20 protein-coding genes are annotated in these 19,500 nt (G+C 70.0%); 12 read left to right on the top strand and 8 right to left on the bottom strand.

Annotated elements, in window-relative coordinates; translation table 11 throughout:
- The first annotated feature begins 83 nt into the window (after positions 1-83).
- Entirely contained in the window at positions 84-1,034 is a 951-nt protein-coding gene (locus tag W7U_RS23935) for an acyl-CoA dehydrogenase family protein (protein WP_008263602.1), read from the top strand.
- Positions 1,031-2,197, top strand: a complete 1,167-nt coding sequence (locus tag W7U_RS23930) for a pyridoxal phosphate-dependent aminotransferase (protein WP_008263579.1) — start codon at positions 1,031-1,033, stop codon at positions 2,195-2,197. Before W7U_RS23935 ends, W7U_RS23930 begins: the two co-directional genes overlap by 4 nt.
- Before the next feature lie 11 nt (positions 2,198-2,208).
- On the opposite strand, the gene W7U_RS23925 is transcribed toward W7U_RS23930, so the two are convergent.
- The 5 genes from W7U_RS23925 to hsaA form a co-directional block, all read right to left on the bottom strand.
- Positions 2,209-3,039 (bottom strand): arylamine N-acetyltransferase, encoded by an 831-nt coding sequence (locus W7U_RS23925; protein ID WP_008263577.1) that lies wholly within the window; start codon positions 3,037-3,039, stop codon positions 2,209-2,211.
- A gap of 115 nt (positions 3,040-3,154) precedes the next feature.
- Positions 3,155-3,718 (bottom strand): 3-hydroxy-9,10-secoandrosta-1,3,5(10)-triene-9,17-dione monooxygenase reductase subunit, encoded by a 564-nt coding sequence (gene hsaB, locus W7U_RS23920; RefSeq protein WP_008263575.1) that lies wholly within the window; start codon positions 3,716-3,718, stop codon positions 3,155-3,157.
- Between the two features lie 2 nt (positions 3,719-3,720).
- Positions 3,721-4,623, bottom strand: a complete 903-nt coding sequence (gene hsaC, locus W7U_RS23915; protein WP_008263574.1) for an iron-dependent extradiol dioxygenase HsaC — start codon at positions 4,621-4,623, stop codon at positions 3,721-3,723.
- Positions 4,623-5,495, bottom strand: a complete 873-nt coding sequence (gene hsaD, locus W7U_RS23910; RefSeq protein WP_008263573.1) for a 4,5:9,10-diseco-3-hydroxy-5,9,17-trioxoandrosta-1(10),2-diene-4-oate hydrolase — start codon at positions 5,493-5,495, stop codon at positions 4,623-4,625. The genes hsaC and hsaD overlap by 1 nt, the downstream gene beginning before the upstream one ends.
- Positions 5,496-5,548: 53 nt before the next feature.
- The gene (hsaA, locus tag W7U_RS23905) at positions 5,549-6,733 is read right to left on the bottom strand and encodes a 3-hydroxy-9,10-secoandrosta-1,3,5(10)-triene-9,17-dione monooxygenase oxygenase subunit (RefSeq protein WP_008263572.1); all 1,185 of its coding nucleotides are present in this window, start codon (positions 6,731-6,733) and stop codon (positions 5,549-5,551) included.
- A 158-nt stretch (positions 6,734-6,891) separates the two neighbouring features.
- Here hsaA and W7U_RS23900 point away from each other — a divergent pair, with 158 nt between their 5' ends.
- On the top strand, positions 6,892-7,986 hold the full coding sequence (locus W7U_RS23900) for a ferredoxin--NADP reductase (RefSeq protein ID WP_008263571.1): 1,095 nt from the start codon (positions 6,892-6,894) through the stop codon (positions 7,984-7,986).
- 52 nt (positions 7,987-8,038) lie between these two features.
- Complete coding sequence (locus tag W7U_RS23895) at positions 8,039-8,572, top strand: hypothetical protein (protein WP_008263570.1); 534 nt, start codon at positions 8,039-8,041, stop codon at positions 8,570-8,572.
- Between the two features lie 4 nt (positions 8,573-8,576).
- On the opposite strand, the gene W7U_RS23890 is transcribed toward W7U_RS23895, so the two are convergent.
- Positions 8,577-9,470 (bottom strand): SDR family oxidoreductase, encoded by an 894-nt coding sequence (locus W7U_RS23890; RefSeq protein ID WP_008263568.1) that lies wholly within the window; start codon positions 9,468-9,470, stop codon positions 8,577-8,579.
- Positions 9,471-9,555: 85 nt separating this feature from the next.
- Here W7U_RS23890 and W7U_RS23885 point away from each other — a divergent pair, with 85 nt between their 5' ends.
- A complete protein-coding gene (locus tag W7U_RS23885; RefSeq protein ID WP_008263561.1) occupies positions 9,556-10,128 on the top strand; it encodes a TetR/AcrR family transcriptional regulator in 573 nt (190 codons plus the stop codon).
- On the opposite strand, the gene W7U_RS23880 is transcribed toward W7U_RS23885, so the two are convergent.
- Positions 10,125-12,272, bottom strand: a complete 2,148-nt coding sequence (locus W7U_RS23880) for an acyl-CoA dehydrogenase (RefSeq protein WP_008263560.1) — start codon at positions 12,270-12,272, stop codon at positions 10,125-10,127. The two genes, W7U_RS23885 and W7U_RS23880, sit on opposite strands and share 4 nt — an antisense overlap.
- Positions 12,273-12,643: 371 nt before the next feature.
- Between W7U_RS23880 and kstR the strand changes: the two genes are divergently transcribed.
- Complete coding sequence (gene kstR, locus W7U_RS23875) at positions 12,644-13,243, top strand: cholesterol catabolism transcriptional regulator KstR (RefSeq protein WP_008263559.1); 600 nt, start codon at positions 12,644-12,646, stop codon at positions 13,241-13,243.
- A gap of 6 nt (positions 13,244-13,249) precedes the next feature.
- On the opposite strand, the gene W7U_RS23870 is transcribed toward kstR, so the two are convergent.
- Positions 13,250-14,329 carry a LacI family DNA-binding transcriptional regulator gene (locus tag W7U_RS23870; RefSeq protein ID WP_008263558.1) on the bottom strand — a complete coding sequence of 360 codons (1,080 nt, stop codon included), beginning with the start codon at positions 14,327-14,329 and terminating at the stop codon, positions 13,250-13,252.
- 127 nt (positions 14,330-14,456) lie between these two features.
- Here W7U_RS23870 and W7U_RS23865 point away from each other — a divergent pair, with 127 nt between their 5' ends.
- Genes W7U_RS23865 through W7U_RS23840 form a run of 6 tightly spaced genes read left to right on the top strand, consistent with a single transcriptional unit; the run spans position 14,457 to position 19,499 of the window.
- Entirely contained in the window at positions 14,457-15,359 is a 903-nt protein-coding gene (locus W7U_RS23865; protein WP_014710852.1) for a zinc ABC transporter substrate-binding protein, read from the top strand.
- On the top strand, positions 15,356-16,177 hold the full coding sequence (locus W7U_RS23860) for a metal ABC transporter ATP-binding protein (protein ID WP_008263556.1): 822 nt from the start codon (positions 15,356-15,358) through the stop codon (positions 16,175-16,177). The genes W7U_RS23865 and W7U_RS23860 overlap by 4 nt, the downstream gene beginning before the upstream one ends.
- A complete protein-coding gene (locus W7U_RS23855) occupies positions 16,177-17,037 on the top strand; it encodes a metal ABC transporter permease (protein WP_008263555.1) in 861 nt (286 codons plus the stop codon). The genes W7U_RS23860 and W7U_RS23855 overlap by 1 nt, the downstream gene beginning before the upstream one ends.
- A gap of 44 nt (positions 17,038-17,081) precedes the next feature.
- Positions 17,082-17,792, top strand: coding sequence for a sensor domain-containing protein (locus W7U_RS23850; RefSeq protein WP_008263553.1), 711 nt, complete (start codon positions 17,082-17,084; stop codon positions 17,790-17,792).
- Between the two features lie 22 nt (positions 17,793-17,814).
- The gene (locus W7U_RS23845; RefSeq protein ID WP_008263550.1) at positions 17,815-18,573 is read left to right on the top strand and encodes a 5-oxoprolinase subunit PxpA; all 759 of its coding nucleotides are present in this window, start codon (positions 17,815-17,817) and stop codon (positions 18,571-18,573) included.
- A complete protein-coding gene (locus W7U_RS23840; protein WP_008263542.1) occupies positions 18,573-19,499 on the top strand; it encodes an MBL fold metallo-hydrolase in 927 nt (308 codons plus the stop codon). The genes W7U_RS23845 and W7U_RS23840 overlap by 1 nt, the downstream gene beginning before the upstream one ends.
- The last annotated feature ends 1 nt before the right edge of the window (position 19,500 follow it).

Here is a 19,500-nt window from a genome sequence, read left to right as displayed (position 1 = left end):
CAGAGCCTAGCGATGAGAAGGAGCGGCACCCATGACTCGCGCCGCGACGATGCAGAGCCTAGCGATGAGAAGGAGCGGCGCCAATGACTGAAGAACGCGAGCTGCTCCGCGAGACGGTGGCCGCGCTGGTCGCCAAGCACGCCGGCCCGGCGGCGGTGCGCGCCGCCATGGAGTCCGACCGAGGCTACGACGAATCGCTCTGGCGGCTGCTGTGCGAGCAGGTCGGCGCCGCGGCCCTGGTGATACCGGAGGAACTGGGCGGCGCCGGCGGTGAATTGGCCGACGCCGCAGCGGTTTTGCAGGAGCTGGGCCGCGCCCTGGTGCCCTCCCCGCTGCTGGGCACCACGCTGGCCGAGCTGGCGCTGCTGAGCGCCCCCGAGCCGGACGCCGCGACGCTGGAGGGCCTGGCCGAGGGCACCGCGATCGGCGCGCTGGTGCTCGATCCCGACTACGTGGTCAACGGCGACATCGCCGACGTCGTGGTTGCCGTCGAGGACGGCCGGCTGAGCAGGTGGACCCGCTTCAGCGCGCAGGCCGTCACCACCATGGACCCGACCCGGCGCCTGGCCCGGGTGCAACCGCAGGAGGCCGAGGCGATCGGCGCGGACCCCGGCCTGGCGGACAAGGCTGCCGTCCTGCTGGCCGCCGAGCAGATCGGCGCCGCGCAGCGCTGTATGGAGCTGACCGTCGAATACGCCAAGGACCGAGTGCAATTCGGCCGGCCGATCGGCAGCTTTCAGGCGCTCAAGCATCGGATGGCCGACCTGTATGTCACGGTCGCCGCGGCGAAGGCCGTCGTGTCCGACGCGTGTGAGGACCCCTCACCCACCAACGCCGCCGCGGCACGGCTGGCCGCCACCGAGGCGCTGAACACGGTGGCCGCCGAGGGCATCCAGTTGCACGGCGGCATCGCGATCACGTGGGAACACGACATGCACCTGTACTTCAAACGCGCCCACGGCAGCGCGCACCTGCTGGACACGCCGCAGGAGCTGCTTAACCGGCTGGAATCCGAGGTACTCAACACGCCGTGACCGATCGTGTCTCGCTGCGCGCGGGCATCCCACCGTTCTACGTGATGGATGTCTGGTTGGCGGCCGCCGAACGCCAGCGCAGCCACGGCGATCTGGTCAACCTGTCGGCGGGCCAACCCAGCGTCGGGGCGCCCGAGCCGGTGCGCGCGGCCGCCGCGGCGGCCGTGCATTCCAACCAGCTGGGCTACTCGGTGTCGCTGGGCACCCCCGAGCTGCGTGCCGCGATCGCCGCGGATTACCGGCGCCAGCACGGCCTCGACGTCGAACCCGACGCCGTGGTGATCACCACGGGCTCCTCGGGCGGCTTCCTGCTGACCTTCCTGGCCTGCTTCGACGCCGGCGACCGGGTGGCCCTGGCCAGCCCCGGCTATCCGTGCTACCGAAACATCTTGTCGGCCTTGGGATGTGAGGTCGTGGAGATCCCCTGCGGGCCGCAGACTCGCTTCCAGCCCACCGCGCGGATGCTCGCCGAGCTCGACCCCCCGGTGCAGGGCGTCATCGTGGCGAGCCCCGCCAACCCCACCGGAACGGTCATCGCGCCGGAGGAGCTGGCCGCGATCGCCGCCTGGTGCGACGCCTCCGGGGCGCGGCTGATCAGCGACGAGGTGTACCACGGGCTGGTCTACGAGGGCGCGCCGCAGACCAGCTGCGCGTGGCAGACATCGCGAAATGCCGTGGTGGTCAACAGCTTTTCGAAGTACTACGCGATGACGGGCTGGCGGCTGGGCTGGCTGCTGGTGCCGGCCGAGTTACGCCGCGCGGTGGATCGCCTCACCGGCAACTTCACCATCTGCCCGCCCGTGCTCTCGCAGCTGGCCGCGGTGGCGGCCTTCACCCCGGAGGCCACCGCCGAAGCCGACGGCCACCTGCACCACTACGCGACCAACCGCTCGCTGCTGCTCGACGGGCTGCGCGGCATCGGTGTCGAGCGCCTGGCCCCCACCGACGGCGCCTTCTACGTGTACGCCGACGTCTCGGACTTCACCGACAACTCGATGGAGTTCTGCTCGAAACTGTTGGAAGAGACCGGCATCGCCATCGCGCCCGGCATCGACTTCGATACCACCCGCGGCAATTCGTTCGTCCGGCTGTCGTTCGCCGGGCCCACCGCCGACATCGAGGAAGCGGTGCGACGGCTCGGCCCGTGGCTTTCGGCCCGCTAGCCGCGCCGCGCCTACGCGTCCAGCACCTGCCCGATGCGCGCCTCGAGCGCACCGCGCTCGCCGATGCCGGCCACATCGATGCCGAATCGCTCACCGAGCACGTCGACGACCGCCGCCGCGTCGTCCAGGCGGATCTTCTCGCTGCCGTCGGCGCGGTGGACGCTCAGGTAGCGGCCGGCCAGGTTGTAGCGGGCGTCGGCGGTCGTCAGGGCGGCCATCAGCCCGGTCACGAAGTGCGACTCGGGGTGCGTCGAGACGTACCAGCTGCCCACCCGCAGATCGATCTGCGGCACGGTCTGGGTGCCCAACACGTACAGCGGTTTCCACTCGTCGCGGACCAGGGCTTGCAGCACCAGGCCGTCGCCGCGGTCGTTGAGCCGGTACGGCTCGTGCGTTGTCTGCTGGGCGTTTCCGGTCTCGAAGCGGATGGGGGACGTCAGCGTCTGGCCACCGAAACCGACGTCGACCAGATAGGAGCCCTGCGAGCCCGGGAACGTCACAGCCAGCGCCGTGTGCGTCTGGGCTCCCAGCGGCGCGTCGGGCGGCTGCATCCAGACCACCCGCCCGGCCAGGCGGCGCACCCGGAACCCGATCTCGGCCAGCACGTAACCCATCAGGCCGTTCTGCTCGTAGCAGTAGCCGCCCCGGCGCCGGTACACCAGCTTGTCGGTGAGGGCTTCGGGGCTCAGGTCGTCGACCGGCACCCCCATCAGCGGATCGAGGTTCTCGAACGGGATCGACCCGGTGTGCGCGGTCATCAGATCCTGCAGCACCTCGAGATTCGGCTCGGCGGCACCGCGGTAGTCGATGCGATCGAAGTACGCGCCCAGATCCAGCGTCATGAAACCATTCTGGGCCCCAGGCGGGGCGTTACGGCGCCCGGGTGTCCCGCGGGCGTAACGCCACGGCGGAAAAACGCACCGCGAAGTCGCCGTGGCGTTACGCCCGTGAGAACCCCTACAGCCAGGTGTCCTGGGTGGTGGTGGTGAGGAAGGCTTCCAGGTCGTCGCGCCACTGCGCCGGCGTCGTCTTGTCCGGCTCGATGCCGGTGTACTCCCCGCGATAGAACAGCAGCGGCCGCGGCTTGATCTTGGGGGCCTCCGAAAGCGATTGCACCGCACCGAACACCACGAAGTGGTCGCCGCCGTCGTGCGCGGAGGCCACGGTGCAGTCGATGTAGGCCAGCGACCCGTCGATGATCGGTGAACCGAGATCGGAAAGGTGCCAGTCGATGCCGGCGAACTTGTCGGGTTCCTTGGAGCCGAACCGGGCCGAGACGTGCTTCTGGTTCTCGGTCAGCATGTTGACGCAGAACCGGCCGGAGGCCTCGATGGCCTTCCAGGACCGCGACACCTTGGTCGGGCAGAACAGCACCAGCGGCGGGTCCAGCGACAGCGCCGCAAACGACTGGCAGGCGAAGCCGACGGGGACGTCGTCGTGCACGGTGGTGATGATGGTGATGCCGGTGCAGAACTGCCCCAGCACCTGCCGGAAGGTCCGCGGATCGATGGGCGCCGACATGGTCAGCCGCGCATGCCGACCGTGAAGTCGTGGCCCCACAGGCTGACCGCGGTGCTTTCCCGGGCGACCCAGTCGTCGTCTTCGACTTGCCTTCCCTCGCAACCGAATTCGATGTCGAATCCGCCGGGTGTCTTCATGTAGAACGACAGCATGAGGTCGTTGACGTGACGGCCCATGGTGGCCGACATGGGCACCTTGCGGCGCAGCGCCCGGTCCAGGCACAGCCCCACGTCGTCGACGTCCTCGACCTCCATCATCAGGTGCACGATGCCGCTCGGTGTGGGCAGCGGCAGGAAGGCCAGGCTGTGATGGCGCGGGTTGCAGCCGAAGAATCGCAACCAGGCGGGCGCCCCGTCGGCGGGGCGGCCCACCACCTGCGGCGGCATCCGCATCGAGTCGCGCAGCTTGAACCCGAGCACGTCGCGGTAGAAGTGCAGCGCCTCGTCGTCGTCGCGGGTGGACAACACCACGTGCCCCAGGCCCTGCTCACCGGTGACGAACTTGTGCCCGTAGGGGCTGACCACCCGGCGGTGTTCCAGGGCGACGCCGTGGAAGACCTCCAGGCAATTGCCCGACGGGTCGGAGAACCGGATCATCTCGACGACCCGGCGGTCCGCCAGTTGCGCGGCGGTGGCTTCCTTGTAGGGGACGCCCTCGACGTCGAGGCGGTCCCGGATCTCTTGCAGGCCTTCGGCGTTCGCGCACTCCCAGCCGGCCTCCATGAGGTGGTCGCGCTCGCCGGGCACGATCACCAGCCGCGCGGGGAAGTCGTCCATCCGCAGATACAGGGCGCCCTCGGTGTTGCCGCTGCCCTCGACCATGCCGAGGACCTTGCACCCGTACTCACGCCAGGCCGCCATGTCGGTGGCCTCGATGCGCAGATAGCCCAGCGAACGGATGCTCATCACGCACCTCCCAGGAAATCGATGGTGAGCTTGTTGAACTCGTCGAACTTCTCCACCTGCGCCCAGTGCCCACACTGCCCGAAAACGTGCAGCTGCGCACGCTTGATGGTCTTGAGCGCGACCAGCGACCCGTCCAGCGGGTTGACCCGGTCCTCACGCCCCCAGATCAGCAGCACGGGCTGGCGCAGGCGGTGCACCTCGCGCCACATCATGCCGAGCTCGAAATCGGCGCCCGCGAACGACATTCCCATCGCCCGCGTCGCCGTCAACGATTCCGGCGTGCTGGCCAACGCGAACCGCTCGCCGATCAATTCGTCGGTGATCAGTTTCTGGTCGTAGACCATCACCCGCAGGAACGCCTCGAGGTTCTCCCGGGTGGGCTCGGCCGAGAACCTGCCCAGCCGCTTGACGCCCTCGGTGGGGTCGGGGGCGAACAGGTTGATACTCAACCCGCCCGGCCCCATCAGGACCAGGCGCCCGGCCAGGTCGGGGTAGTCCAGGGCGAACCGGACCGCGGTGCCGCCGCCCAGCGAATTGCCCACCAGCGGAACGCGTCCCAGGCCCAGGTGGTCGAAGAGGCCCTTGAGCGCCCTCGCCGCGTAGTGGTTGAACTGCCCGTGCTCGGCGCGCTTGTCCGAATGCCCGTAACCGGGCTGGTCGACGGCGAGCACGTGGAACCGCTCGGCCAACACCGGGATGTTGCGCGACCAGTTCGTCCAGCTCGCCGCCCCGGGACCGCCGCCGTGCAGCAGCACGATCGTCTGGTCGTTGCCGACCCCCGCCTCGTGGTAGTGCAGCTTGAGCGGCCCGTCGACGTCGACCTCGATGAAGCGCGAGGTGGACTCGAAGGTGATCTCCTCGGTTGCGGTCACTTAGCGCCGCTCCTCCTCATCGCTTCGCTCTGCATCGTCGTCGGCGCGCATGGCTAGACCATGGTGTCGCCGGGTGGCAGCCCGAACTCGTTGTTCCCGAAGATCTGGTAGGCCCGCTCGGGGTCGTTCGCCGCGTGCACCCGGCCGGCGTGGGCGTCGCGCCAGAACCGTTGCACCGGTTGGTCGTTGGCCAGGGCGGTGGCGCCGGACGCCTCGAACAACCGGTCGATGGAGGCGATGGCCCGGCCGGTGGCGCGCACCTGGTCGCGACGGGCGCGGGCGCGCAGCTCGAACGGGATCTCCTTGCCGGCCGACAGCAGCGCGTACTCGTCGGCGACGTTGCCGCTCAGCTGGCGCCACGCCGCGTCGATGTCGCTGGCCGCCTCGGCGATGCGGACCTTGGCGAAGGGGTCGTCCTTGGCCTTCTCGCCGGCGAACGCCGCGCGCACCCGCTTGCCCTGGTGCTCGACGTGCGCGGCGTAGGCGCCGTAGGCCATGCCCACGATCGGCGCCGAGATGGTGGTGGGATGCATTGTGCCCCAAGGCATCTTGTAGACGGGCGCGGTGTTGGTCTCATACCCCCCGGCGGTGCCGTCGTTCATCGCCTTGTAGGACAAAAACCGGTGCCGCGGCACGAAGACGTCCTTGACGACGACGGTGTTGCTGCCGGTGCCGCGCAGGCCGACGACGTGCCACACGTCGTCGATGCGGTACTCGCTGCGCGGGATCAGGAAGCTGCCGAAGTCGACCGGGCGGCCGTCCTTGATCACCGGGCCACCCAGGAACGCCCACGTCGCGTGGTCACAGCCCGAGGACCAGTTCCATGCGCCGTTGACCAGGTAGCCGCCGTCGGTCACCACGCCCGCGCCCATCGGGGCGTACGAAGAGGAAACCCGGGTCTTGGGGTCCTCGCCCCAGACCTCCTCCTGGGCCTGCTGGTCGAACAACGCCAGGTGCCAGTTGTGCACGCCGATGATGGAGCTCACCCAGCCGGTGGAGCCGCAGGCGCTGGCCAGCCGCCGGACCGCCTCGTAGAACAGCGTCGGATCGCACTGCAGGCCGCCCCACTGCTCGGGCTGCAACAGCGTGAAGAAGCCCACGTCTTGCAGGTCCTGAACGGTCTCGTCGGGCAGCCGCCGCAGATCCTCCGTCGCCTGAGCGCGCTCCCGGATCTGCGGGAGCAGATCATCGATGCCAGCCAGAACCGACTGCGCATCACGCTGTTGAATGGACGTCACTTAAGTTTGCCTCCTGGGCCAGACTTACACAGCGGACTTACACCAGAGACTAGAACACGTTCCGATTTGTGTCGAGCAGGGTATTCCTGCGGCTGGTAGCGATACGAATCCACTTTTCTGTAACATGTTCTAGTTGCAACGACAGGAAGGCACGGGCCTTGACCGAGGCGGATCTGGACCAAGTACCCGACGAGCCACTCGGTGACCACGTCCTCGAACTGCAGATCGCCGAGGTCATCGCGGAGACCGACGATGCGCGGTCACTGGTGTTCGCGGTGCCCGACGACGAAGGGGACCCCGGCATCCCGCCCGAGCGGCTGCGTTACTCGCCGGGCCAGTTCCTGACGTTGCGCGTCCCCAGCGAGCGCACCGGGTCGGTGGCGCGCTGCTATTCGCTGTGCAGCTCGCCGTTCACCGACGACGCCCTGGCCGTCACGGTCAAACGGACCGCCGACGGGTACGCCTCCAACTGGCTGTGCGACAACGCGCGGGCGGGCATGCGCATCCACGTGCTGGCCCCGTCGGGCAATTTTGTGCCGAAGACGCTCGGCGACGACTTCCTGCTGATGGCCGCGGGCAGCGGGATCACCCCGATCATGTCGATCTGCAAGTCGGCGCTGGCCGACGGCGGCGGACAGGTGACGTTGATCTACGCCAACCGCGACGAGGATTCGGTGATCTTCGCCGAGGCGCTGCGCGAGCTGTCGGCCAAATACCCCGACCGGCTCACCGTCGTGCACTGGCTGGAATCGCTGCAGGGCCTGCCCAGCGTGGCCGCGCTGGCCAAGCTGGCGGCCCCCTACACCGACCGGCCCGTCTACATCTGCGGCCCGGGCGCGTTCATGGAGTCCGCCAAGGAGGCGCTGGAGACGCTGAAAGTGCCTGCGCCACAAATACATATCGAGGTGTTCAAGTCGCTGGAATCGGATCCGTTCGCCGCGGTGAAGATCGAGGACACCCCCGAGGGTGACCAGCCGCCGGCCACCGCGGTGGTGGAGCTCGACGGCGAGACCCACACGGTGTCGTGGCCGCGCAACGCCAAGTTGCTCGACGTGCTGCTGGCCAAGGGCCTCGACGCGCCATTCTCCTGCCGCGAGGGTCACTGCGGCGCGTGCGCCTGCACCCTGCGCAGCGGCAAGGTGAACATGGAGGTCAACGACGTTCTCGAGCAGCAGGACCTCGACGAGGGCCTGATCCTGGCCTGTCAATCCCACCCCGAATCTGATTCGGTAGAAGTGACCTACGACGAGTAGTCGCGGGGTTAGGTTCATCCTTGGGGTCAGCAACGGGGAAGGGATGGCGTCGATGATGCGGCTGGTGTCGGGATTCGCGGTGGTCGCGGCGCTGCCGATGTTGCTGCCCGCCGGGGTGTGCGCGGCGGCGAGCAACACGGCCACCACGCTGTTCCCGCTGGACGGGCCCAACCAGCTCGAGACGCGGGTGATCCTCAACTGCTTCAAATCCGACGGCCACTGCGACTTCACCGCCGGCGCGGACATGCTGACGCCCGACGGGGTGACCGGTTTCCCGCCCGGCCTGTGGGCCCGTCAGACCACCGAGATCCGCTCCTCGAACCGGCTGGCCTACCTCGACGCGCACGCCGACGGCCAGTACGAGCGGGTGCACAAGTCGATGGGTTCCGACGAGATCACCACGATCTACATGGGTGAGGGCCCCCCGGAGAAGTATCAGACCAACGGGCGCATCGACTCCACCGATTGGCAGACGGGGCAACCCAAGACCGACAACAACGTCATCGCCTGCACCCACATCCAGGTCGTCTACTCCGGGGTCAACATCACCTCGCCCAGCACCTGCGCGCAGACCACCTTCTCCTGATCTCTCAGTCCGGGTAGTCGCCGGTCTCGAGGTCGTCGAGAAGGCTTGGGCCCGTGGGTTTCCAGTCGAATCGTTGGCGGGTCAGCGCGCTGGACGAGGGCTGGTCGGCGGCGAAGATGGCGCCGAGCGGGCCGAAGGCCTCGACCGGGGCGGATTCGACGGGCACCCCGAGCCGGCGGCCGATCACCTCGGCGATCGCCCGCATCGGGTCGCCTTCGTCACCCACCGCGTGCAGTACCGAGCCGGGCGGGGCCTGCTCGAGGGCCAGCCGGAACAACGACGCCGCGTCGTCGCGGTGCACCGCGGGCCAGCGTTGCGCGCCGTCGCCGATGAAGGCCGACACCCCGCGCCGGCGCGCGAGCTGAATGAGCATGCCGGCGAAGCCGTAGCGTCCGCCGGCGTCATGGACCGACCGCGGCAGCCGCACCACGGCCGATCTGACACCGCGCTCGGCCAGGTCGATGACGGCTTGTCCGGTGCGGCCACGCCCGGCCATCGGCCCCTCGGTGTTGAACGGGTCGTCCTCGGTGCTGGCGCGACCGGCCACCGCGGGGGTGCCGCTGGCGAGCACCAGCGGCTTGCCGGTGTCGGCGAGCGCGTCGCCGAGCGCGGCGACCGCGCGGGCCTCGTCCCCGATCGCGTCTCCGATCACGTCTCCGGTACCGGCGAAGTCGTGCGAGAACGCCAGGTAGGCAACGCCGTCGGCGTCGCCGGCCGCCTCCCGCAACACGTCGAGGTCGGTGACGTCGCCGCGCAGCGGCTCGCCCCCGAGTCCGCCGATGGTCGCCGCCGCGGCCTCCGAGCGGGCCAGGCCCACAACCTGATGGCCGGCGGCGACCAGTTCCGTGACGACGGCCGAGCCGATTCCTCCGCTGGCCCCGGTGACGAATACGCGCACGAGCAGCTCCTTCTACGCGATGAGACATTTGTCCCATCACCCTACACCCGTGACGGGACTATGGTCGCATCACTAGGCTGGGGCCATGGCCCGGTGGGAACCCGATGCGCGCGAACGCCTGGTCGCCGCCGCACTCGACCTGTTCAACGAGCGGGGCTACGACGAGACGACCGTCACGCAGATCGCCGAGCGCGCCGGCCTGACGAAAAGCACGTTCTTTCGGCACTTCCCGGACAAGCGGGACGTGCTGGCGGCCGGCCAGGACGCGATCGCGCAACTCCTGCGCGAGGGGATCGCCACGGCGCCGGCCGACGCGACGCCGCTGGCCGCCGTGTGCTCCGGCCTGAAATCGGCCGCGGCCGCGTTCACGTCGTTCAACCGGGAGCTCGCGCCCAGACTCAAGGCCGCGATCGCCGCCAGCACCGAACTCCAGGAGCGCAACGCGCTCAAACAAATCGGGCTGGCGCGCGCGGTGGCCGAGGCACTCCAGGCGCGCGGCATACCCGAGCCGACGGCGGTATTGGCCGCCGAACTCGGTGCGCTGGCGTTCAAGACGGCCTACGCACGCTGGAGCGAACCGGGCGACGACCGAGACCTGGGCGCCATGGCATGCGAAGCGCTGCACGAATTACACGCCGCCGCGGCCGATCTCGGCTAGCGCGGCAGACCGAGCAGGCGTTCGGCCGCCACGGTCAGCAGGATCTGCTCCGTGCCGCCCGCGATCGTCAGGCAGCGGGTGTTGAGGAAATCGAACACCGCCCGGTCGCCGTCGGCCCGGCGGTCGACGAGGCCGCCGCCTTCGGCGGCATCCATGGTGAATTCGGCCAGCGCCTGGCGGTAGCGGACGCCGATCAGCTTGCGCACACTCGATTGCGCGCCGGGGTCCTGGCCGCCCACCGCGAGCTGGGCGATGCGCTGGTCCAGCAGCGCGCCGGTCTGGGCCAGGATGATCAGGCGCGCCAGCCGGTCCTGCTCGGCGACGTCGAGTTCCCTTGCCGCCAAGAGGGTTAACAGCTCTTCCATCGGGTTGCCCAGCGCCGTACCGTTGGCCATCGCCACCCGCTCGTTGGCCAGCGTGGTGCGGGCCAGCCGCCAGCCGTCGTTGACCTCACCGACCACCATCTCGTCGGGCACGAACACGTTGTCCAGGAACACCTCGTTGAACAGCGAGTCGCCGGTGATCTCGCGCAGCGGCCGGATGTCGATGCCGGGCGATTTCATGTCGACCAGGAAGTAGGTGATGCCTTTGTGTTTCGGGGCATCGGGGTCGGTGCGCGCCAGGCACACGCCCCAGCGCGCCTTGTGCGCCGCGGACGTCCACACCTTCTGGCCGGTCAGCAGCCAGCCTCCGTCACCGCGGACCGCCTTGGTGCGCAGCGACGCCAGGTCGGAGCCCGCGCCGGGCTCGGAAAACAGTTGGCACCACAGGAATTCACCGCGCAACGTGCCCGGCACGAATTGCTCGATCTGCTCCGGTGTGCCGTGCTCGAGGATGGTCGGCGCCGCCCACCAGCCGATCACCAGGTCCGGCCGTTCGACGCCGGCCGCGGCGAGCTCCTGATCGATCAGCAGCTGCTCGGCCGGGGATGCGGCGCGCCCGTACGGCTTGGGCCAGTGCGGCGCCTGCAGGCCCGCCTCGGCCAGACCCACCTGTCGCTTCTCGGCCGGCAGTTCGGCGATCTCGGCGACGGCCGCGGCGATCTCGGCGCGCCGGCCCTCGACCTCGGTGAGGTCGATGCCCAGCCGCCGGCGCACGCCGTCCTGGGTGAGCGCGGTGATGCGCCGCTGCCAGCGCTCGGGGCCGCCCAGGAAGCGGCCGATGGCGTGCGCCCGGCGCAGGTACAGGTGTGCGTCGTGCTCCCAGGTGCAGCCGATGCCGCCGAGCACCTGGATGCAGTCCTTGACGTTGGCCTTCACGGTGGCGATGCAGGTGCTGGCGGCCAGCGCGGCCGCGATGGAGAACTGGGACGCGTCGCCGTCGGCGGCGGCGCGAGCCGCGTCCGAGGCGGCCACCTCGGCCTGCTCGGCGCGGCACAGCATCTCGGCGCACAGGTGTTTGATGGCCTGGAAGCTGCCGATCGGCTTGCCGAACTGCTCGCGGACCTTGGCGTAGTCGACGGCGGTCTCGAGCGCCCATCGGGTGATGCCGGCCGCCTCGGCGGCCAGGACGGTCGCGACCAGTTCCTCGACGCGCGTGCCGGTTTCGGGCAGCACCGTGGCCGGGGCGGAGCTGAGCACCACCCGGGCCAGCGGCCGGGAGAAGTCGGTGGCCTGCAGCGGCTCGACCCGCACGCCCTCGCCGGTGGCGTCGATCAGCAGCCACTTGTCGTCGGCGGGCGCCAGCAGCACGCCATCGCGCACCGTGTTCGAGGCGCCCAGCGCGAACGGAAGTGTGCCCGACGCCGTCGACGTCGCGCCGTCGAGTCGGACGTCGCCTTCGAGCGCCAGCCCGGCGAAGCGCTCCCCGGCGGCCAGCGCCTCCAGCAGTTCGGGGTCGGTGACGACGAGCGTCGCGAGCGCGGTGGTCGCGACCGGGCCTGGGACCAGCGCTTTGGCCACCTCCTCGACCATCGCGCACAGGTCTTCGATGGACCCACCCGCCCCGCCGGATTCCTCCGGGATCGCGACGCCGAAGATTCCCAGTTCGGCCAGCCGGGAGAACACCGGCCGCCACGCGTCGGGCTTGCCCTGCTCGACCTCGCGGATCGCCGCGGTGCCACCCGGTCCCGACGTCGCGTTGCGGGCCCAGTCGCGCACCAGGGCGCGCGCGGCAAACTGCTCATCGGTGACGGTCGCTACCACCTGAGAGGACCTCCGCGTCCTTGGCTCGACGTGACACGGGGCCGGCCGGCGCCCGTGTCCTGATTGTCCGATCTTTGCGCGAGCGGGGACATCCCCACCACCAGTTGGCGCGCAACCCGCTCACCGAAGACTAGAACGTGTTCTAATAGTGCCAGTGATCGACCGTCAAGTCGAACGCCATTGCAGCAGCACATGCGCTTGTCCCCGGCGGTATGGAGGTGGGAAATTCACACGCAGAATGCGTATCGTTTGCAAACGAACCGCCCGGAACAGGAGCAAACCATCACATGCCAGCCAGCGCCAACGCCAAGGCCACTTCCAAGGCTAGTTCGAGCCGCGTTTCCGACTCGCAGCCGCGTGAGGTCATAAACGTGGCGGTTCTGGCGGAGTCCGAACTCGGGTCTGAGGCGCAGCGGGAACGCCGCAAGCGCATCCTGGATGCCACCATGGCCATCGCGTCCAAGGGCGGCTACGAGGCCGTTCAGATGCGTGCGGTCGCGGATCGCGCCGACGTGGCGGTGGGGACGCTGTACCGGTATTTCCCGTCGAAGGTGCACCTGCTGGTGTCGGCGCTGGGCCGCGAGTTCGGCCGCATCGACGCCAAGACCGACCGCTCGGCCATGACCGGCGGCACACCCTTTCAGCGGCTGAACTTCATGGTGGGCAAGCTCAACCGCGCGATGCAACGCAACCCGCTGCTGACCGAGGCGATGACGCGCGCCTACGTCTTCGCCGACGCGTCGGCGGCCAGCGAGGTCGACCAGGTCGAAAAGCTCATCGACTCGATGTTCGCGCGCGCGATGGCCGACGGCGAACCGACCGAGGACCAGTACCACATCGCCCGGGTGATCTCCGACGTGTGGCTGTCGAACCTGCTCGCCTGGCTCACCCGCCGCGCCTCGGCCACCGACGTCAGCAAGCGGCTGGATCTGGCCGTGCGGTTGCTGATCGGCGACCAAGACTCCAAATAGCGGCGCTCATGCGGGCGGGCCGGCGGTGCGTCCGCGGATCAGCTCGGTGTCGAGGAGTTCGGTGACCGGCAGACCGGATCGCGGTGGCTTCAACAACAGCTCGCCCGCGCGGCGCCCCTTGTGCAGGCTCGGCTGCGACACCGTGGTCAGGCCGCGGCTGATGGCCTCGGGCACGCCGTCGAATCCGGTGACGGTCAGCTGGCCGGGCACGTAAATGCCATGCGCCCGTAGGTAATCCATGGCGGACAGGGCCAGGATGTCCGCGGTGCACAGCAGCGCGGTGATGCGCGGATTGGTTTCCAGCGCCACCTTGGCGGCCGCGCCGCCCGATTCGGCCAGGTGCTCGTAGCTTTCCACCACGGTCAGCGAACCCGGGTCGATGCCGGCGGCAGTCATCGCCTCCCACACGCCGATGATGCGCTCGCGTTGCACGTCGAAGGCGGGCGAGCGCAACCGCTCGGCGTCCACTAGGCCGTGGCGCCGGTCCCGGCCCAGCCGCATGGTCAGCAGCCCGATCTCGCGATGCCCCAGCCCGAGCACGTAGTCGGCGAGCTCACGCATCGCCGCGCGGTCGTCGATGCCCACCCGCGAGGCGCCGGCGAGATCCTTCGGCTGATCGACCACCACGACCGGCAGCCGCCGCTGCAGCACCACCTGCAGGTAGGGATCGTCATCGCACACCGAATACACCACGAAACCGTCCACGCCCGCCGACAGCACCGCGTCGGTTCCCTCTTTCAGGCTGCGGCTGGGCCCCACGGCCACCAGCAGCAGCCCCTGCCCGGCCGCCTCGCAGGACTGCGCCACCCCGGTGACGAAATCCCGGGCGGCGGGGTCGCTGAAGAAATAGGTCAGCGGCTCGGCCATCACCAGACCGACCGCGCCGGCCTTGCGGGTCCGCAACGAGCGCGCCACCGGGTCGGGGCCGGCGTAGCCGAGCCGCTTGGCCGTCGCGAGCACGCGTTCACGCAGGTCGGCGGAGAGTTGATCGGGGCGGTTGAAGGCGTTCGAGATCGTCGTGCGCGAAACCTTGAGCTCGTCCGCGACCGACGCCAGGGTCGCACGCCGGCGCGGTGTGGGGCTCACGTTCGGTGACGCTACAGCGGATCGGTGCGCGGCCCATGCGCTTCCGACCGCGGCTTTGTAATGGAAACGATTTTCATTAGTATTGTGGATCGGCTTGCTGGCGGGCGGGAGGAAATCGGACGTGCGCATGGCACTGACGCGTGGGCTGGCGGCCGCACTGGCCGTGGCCGGCTCGGCGGTGCTGTCCGGCTGCGGCGGGCACCCCGCGCACCCGCACGCGTCGGCCGTCGTCGCCTCCACCGACGTGTGGGGCAGCGTCGCGCGCGCCGTCGCCGGCAGCCATGTGGCGGTCAAGTCCATCCTGAGCGGCGCGGAAACCGACCCGCACTCCTATGAGGCCAGCCCCTCGGACGCCGCCGCCATCGCCGACGCCGCCCTGGTCGTCTACAACGGCGGCGGCTACGACGGATGGGTCGACGAGGTGCTGGCCCGCCAGCCCGGCGCCAGGCCGGTCAACGCCTACTCGTTCCTCGAGAACGACGGGCAACCCCGCAACGAGCACGTCTTCTACGACCTGAGCGTCGCCAAGGCGGTGGCCGCCACGATCGCCGACCGGCTCGCGACGATCGACCCGGGCAACGCCGCGGACTACCGGGCCAGTGCCGCCACGTTCGGGCGCGGCGCCGACGCCATCGCCGGCACCGAACACGGCATCGCCGCCACCTACCCCCACACTTCGGTCGTGGCGACCGAACCGGTCGCCTTTTACCTGCTGAAGGCGACGGGCCTGCTGAACCGCACCCCGCCCTCGTTCGCCGCGGCGATCGAGAACGAGACCGACCCGGCGCCGGCCGATCTGGCGTCGGTCCTCGACCTCATCGACCGGGGCCAGGTTTCGGCGCTGGTGGTCAACCCGCAGACCTCGGCGGCCGCAATCACCAGCCTGCGCGACGCCGCGCGTCGCGCGGGTGTGCCCGTCACCGAGGTGGCCGAGACCCTACCTGACGGGGCGGATTACCTGAGCTGGCAACGCAATACGGTCGAACGGCTGCTGGCCGCGCTGCAGTCGAGCCGGCCCGTCCAGCCGTGAGCATCGACACGGCGCCCGCCGTCGATCGGCACCCGGACACCGTGTCGCTGCGCGGCGCCCGCCTGGCGTTCGGCGACCGGGTGCTGTGGGACCACCTTGACCTGTCGGTCTCGCGCGGCGAGTTCATCGCGGTGCTCGGCCCCAACGGCAGCGGCAAGACGTCGCTACTCAACGTGCTCCTCGGGCAGCTGCCGCTGAGCGCCGGCGTCGGGTTGGTGGAAGGCAGGCCGATCACCTCGGGCAGCGGGCGCATCGGCTATGTGCCGCAACATCGGCCGCTGGACCGCGACGTGATGCTGCGGGGACGGGACCTGGTTCGGCTGGGTGTCGACGGCGGGCGCTGGGGCGCCGTCCCGCTGCGGTCCCGCGACCGTGCCCGGCGGCGCGCGACCGTCGCCCACGCGCTGAGCCAGGTCAACGGCGAACGCGTGGCGGACGTCCGGGTCGGCGTGATGTCCGGCGGCGAGCTGCAGCGGGTGCGCATCGCCCAGGCACTGGTCAGCGACCCGACCCTGCTGCTGTGCGACGAACCGCTGCTGACGCTGGACCCGGCGAACGCGAAGCTGGTGTCGGCGCTGATCGACCGGCGCCGCCGGGAGGCGGGGACCACGGTCATCGTCGTCACCCACGAGATCAACCCGATCCTGCCGTATGTGGACCGGGTGCTGTACCTGGTCGACGGCCGGTTCAGGATCGGCACCGTCGAGCAGGTGATGACCAGCGAGACGCTGTCGGCGCTGTATCGATCCGACATCCAGGTGGTGAAGGTCAGGGACGGCTACGTTGTGGCCGGCGAGCGCACCGACGGGCACGGCTGATGGAGCACCGGCTCGCCGACGTGGGACACCACCTGTTCTCCTTCGACATCACCGCGCATCTGCTCAGCCACGACTTCGTGCAGCAGGCGTTGGTGGCGGCCGCGCTGCTGGGTTTGGTGGCCGGGCTGATCGGGCCGTTCATCGTGATGCGGCAAATGTCGTTCGCCGTGCACGGGTCCAGCGAATTGTCGTTGACCGGAGCCGCTTTCGCGCTGCTCGTCGGATTCGGGGTGGGTCTGGGCGCGCTGATCGGCAGCGCCCTGGCGGCGGCGCTGTTCGGCGTCCTGGGCCGGCGCGCCCGGGAACGCGATTCGGTGATCGGGGTGGTCCTGGCGTTCGGCCTGGGCCTGGCGGTGTTGTTCATCCACCTCTACCCGGGCCGGACGGCGACCAGCTTCGCGCTGCTGACCGGCCAGATCGTCGGGGTCGGCTACACGGGGCTGACGATGCTGGCGCTGGTTTGCCTCCTCGTCATCGCGGTGCTGGCAACGTGTTACCGCCCGCTGTTGTTCGCCACCGTCGACCCTGATGTCGCCGCCGCCCGCGGCGTGCCGGTCCACGCGCTCGGGATCGTGTTCGCCGCGCTGGTCGGGGTGGTGGCCGCCCAGGCGGTGCAGATCGTCGGGGCGCTGCTGGTGATGTCGCTGCTGATCACGCCGGCGGCCGCGGCGGCCCGGGTGGTCACCTCGCCGGCGGCGGCCATGCTGACCTCGGTGGTGTTCGCCGAGGTGGCCGCGGTCGGCGGGATCGTGCTATCGCTTGCGCCGGGCGTGCCGGTGTCGGTCTTCGTCGCCAGCATCTCGTTTCTGATCTACCTGGTCTGCTGGCTGGTGGGGCGCCGGCGCGAGGCGTCCGCCTAAGCTGGTCGCACAGATCGGCCCACGTCGGGGAAGGCTCGGAGGCCATGGCGCGCAGGCGAATCGCGGTCCTGGTGCAGGCGGCGGTGTCCACCCTCGCGGTGGGCTGCACCACCGTCGTCGACGGAAGCGCCGCGCCCGCAGACACCGCCGGCCCGCTGCCGCAGACCCCCGTGGCCGTCGCCGCCCTGGACGGGCTGCTGCTCGACCAGGGCCAGATCAACTCCGTGCTCACCGCGGGAATGCGGGTCCGCAACCGCACCCAGGCGATGTGGGACTCCAGCGCGACTTTCAGCGACAAGAGCTGCCTGGCGCTGGACGGTCCCGCCCAGGAAGCCGTGTATGCGGACACCGGCTGGACCGCGATGCGCGGCCAACAACTGGACGACAACTACGACGACCCCGCCGTCCGCAATGACTCCGCCGCCGAGGCCGTGATCGCCTATCCCACCGCGCGCCAGGCCAACACCTTCTACGACGCCTCGGTGCGGCGGTGGTTCGCCTGCGCCAACCGCAAGTTCGTCGACCGTCCCCCGGGCAAGCCCGAAGTCGTGTGGACCGCGGGCGACGCCCACAAAGTCGGCGGCACACTCAGCACGTCGACAGCTCAGGACGGCGGCGACGGCTGGACGTGCCAGCGGGCGCTGACCGTTCGCAACAACATCGCCATCGACGTCGCCACGTGCGCGTCCTTCCTGGCCGGCGGGTCCGCCGCCGACATCGCCCAGCAGATCGCGGCCAAGGTCGCCGGGCAATAGCCCGCCCCCATAAGCTGGGCGGGTGGCCGGTATCGACCTCAACGCCGACCTGGGCGAGGGCTTCGGCGTCTGGCGCCTCGGTGACGACGACGCCATGCTCGACATCGTCACCAGCGCCAACGTGGCGTGCGGTTTCCACGCGGGGGACCCCGCCGGACTGGTGCGGGTATGCACCTCGGCCGCGCGGCGCGGGGTGCGCATCGGGGCGCAGGTGAGCTACCGCGACCTGGCCGGGTTCGGCAGGCGCTTCATCGACGTCGCCGCCGACGACCTGATCGCCGACGTGGTGTATCAGATCGGCGCGCTGCAGGCGATCGCGCACGCGTGCGGTTCTGTCGTGTCCTACGTGAAACCGCATGGGGCGCTGTACAACACGATCGTGACCAACAGCGAGCAGGCCGCCGCGGTCGCCGAGGCGGTGCGGCTCGTCGACGACGGCCTGCCGGTGCTGGGCATGGCCGGGTCGGCGTTCTTCGACGAGGCCGCCCGACGCGGTCTGCGGACCGTGGCCGAGGCGTTCGCCGACCGGGCCTACCGCCCGGACGGGCGGCTGGTCTCCCGCCGCGAACCCGGCGCGGTATTGCACGATCCGGGCGCGATCGCCGAGCGCGTCACCGCCATGGTGACCGCGGGCCAGGTCACCGCGATCGACGGGAGCCACATCGAGGTGAGCGTGGAATCGGTTTGCGTGCATGGTGATTCGCCGGGGGCGGTGCGGATTGCCACCGCGGTCCGCGATCGCCTCACGGCGGCCGGCGCCGACCTTCGGGCGTTCTGCTGATGCGGCTCAAGCTCGGGCGGCCCGACATCGCTCGGTACGCGGACCGATTCGACGCCCCCGCGGCCGGGCCCGACGGGCTCTCGGTGACCTGGATGGGCGTGGCGACGCTGCTGATCGACGACGGCTCGTCGGCGTTGATGACCGACGGCTACTTCTCCCGGCCGGGCCTGGCCAAGATCGCGGCCGGCAAGGTGGCGCCGTCGCCGGCCCGCGTCGACGGATGCCTGGCCCGGGCCAAGGTGTCGCGACTGGCCGCCGTCATCCCGGTGCACACCCACATCGACCACGTGCTGGACTCCGCGCTGGTCGCCGACCGCACCGGCGCGCAGCTGATCGGCGGCCAGTCCGCGGCCAACGTCGGGCGCGGCTACGGCCTCCCGGAGAACCGGATCGTCGTCGCGGTCGACGGGCAGCCAATTCGGTTGGGCGACTACGAGATAACGTTGGTAAACTCCCACCACTGCCCACCCGACCGGTATCCCGGCGTGATCGACGAACCGCTGATCACCCCGGTGAAGGCGTCGGCGTACCGCTGCGGCGAGTCGTGGTCGACGCTGGTGGCCCACCGGCCGACGGGCCGGCGGCTGCTGATCTGTGGCAGCGCCGGTTTCGTCAAGGGGGCGCTGGCCGGCCACCGCGCCGATGCCGTCTACCTGTCCGTCGGGCAGCTGGGGCTGCAGCCGCGGTCGTATCTGGTCGACTATTGGGCCGAGACCGTCCGCGTGGTGGGCGCTCGCCGGGTGATCCTCATCCACTGGGACGACTTCTTCCGCCCGCTGACAAAGCCGTTGCGCGCCTTGCCCTATGCGGGCGACGACCTCGACGTCTCCATCCGCGTCCTCGATGAGCTGGCCGCACAGGACGGTGTCGCGCTGCACCTGCCGACGGTGTGGCGGCGCGAGGACCCGTGGGGCGAAGCGGTCTAGA

Origin of the sequence: Mycobacterium sp. H4Y, assembly GCF_000364405.1 — a bacterium.
GTDB lineage: Bacteria > Actinomycetota > Actinomycetes > Mycobacteriales > Mycobacteriaceae > Mycobacterium > Mycobacterium intracellulare.
Note: the sequence above shows the minus strand (reverse complement) of the source record. Positions and strands in the feature narration are given on the sequence as shown.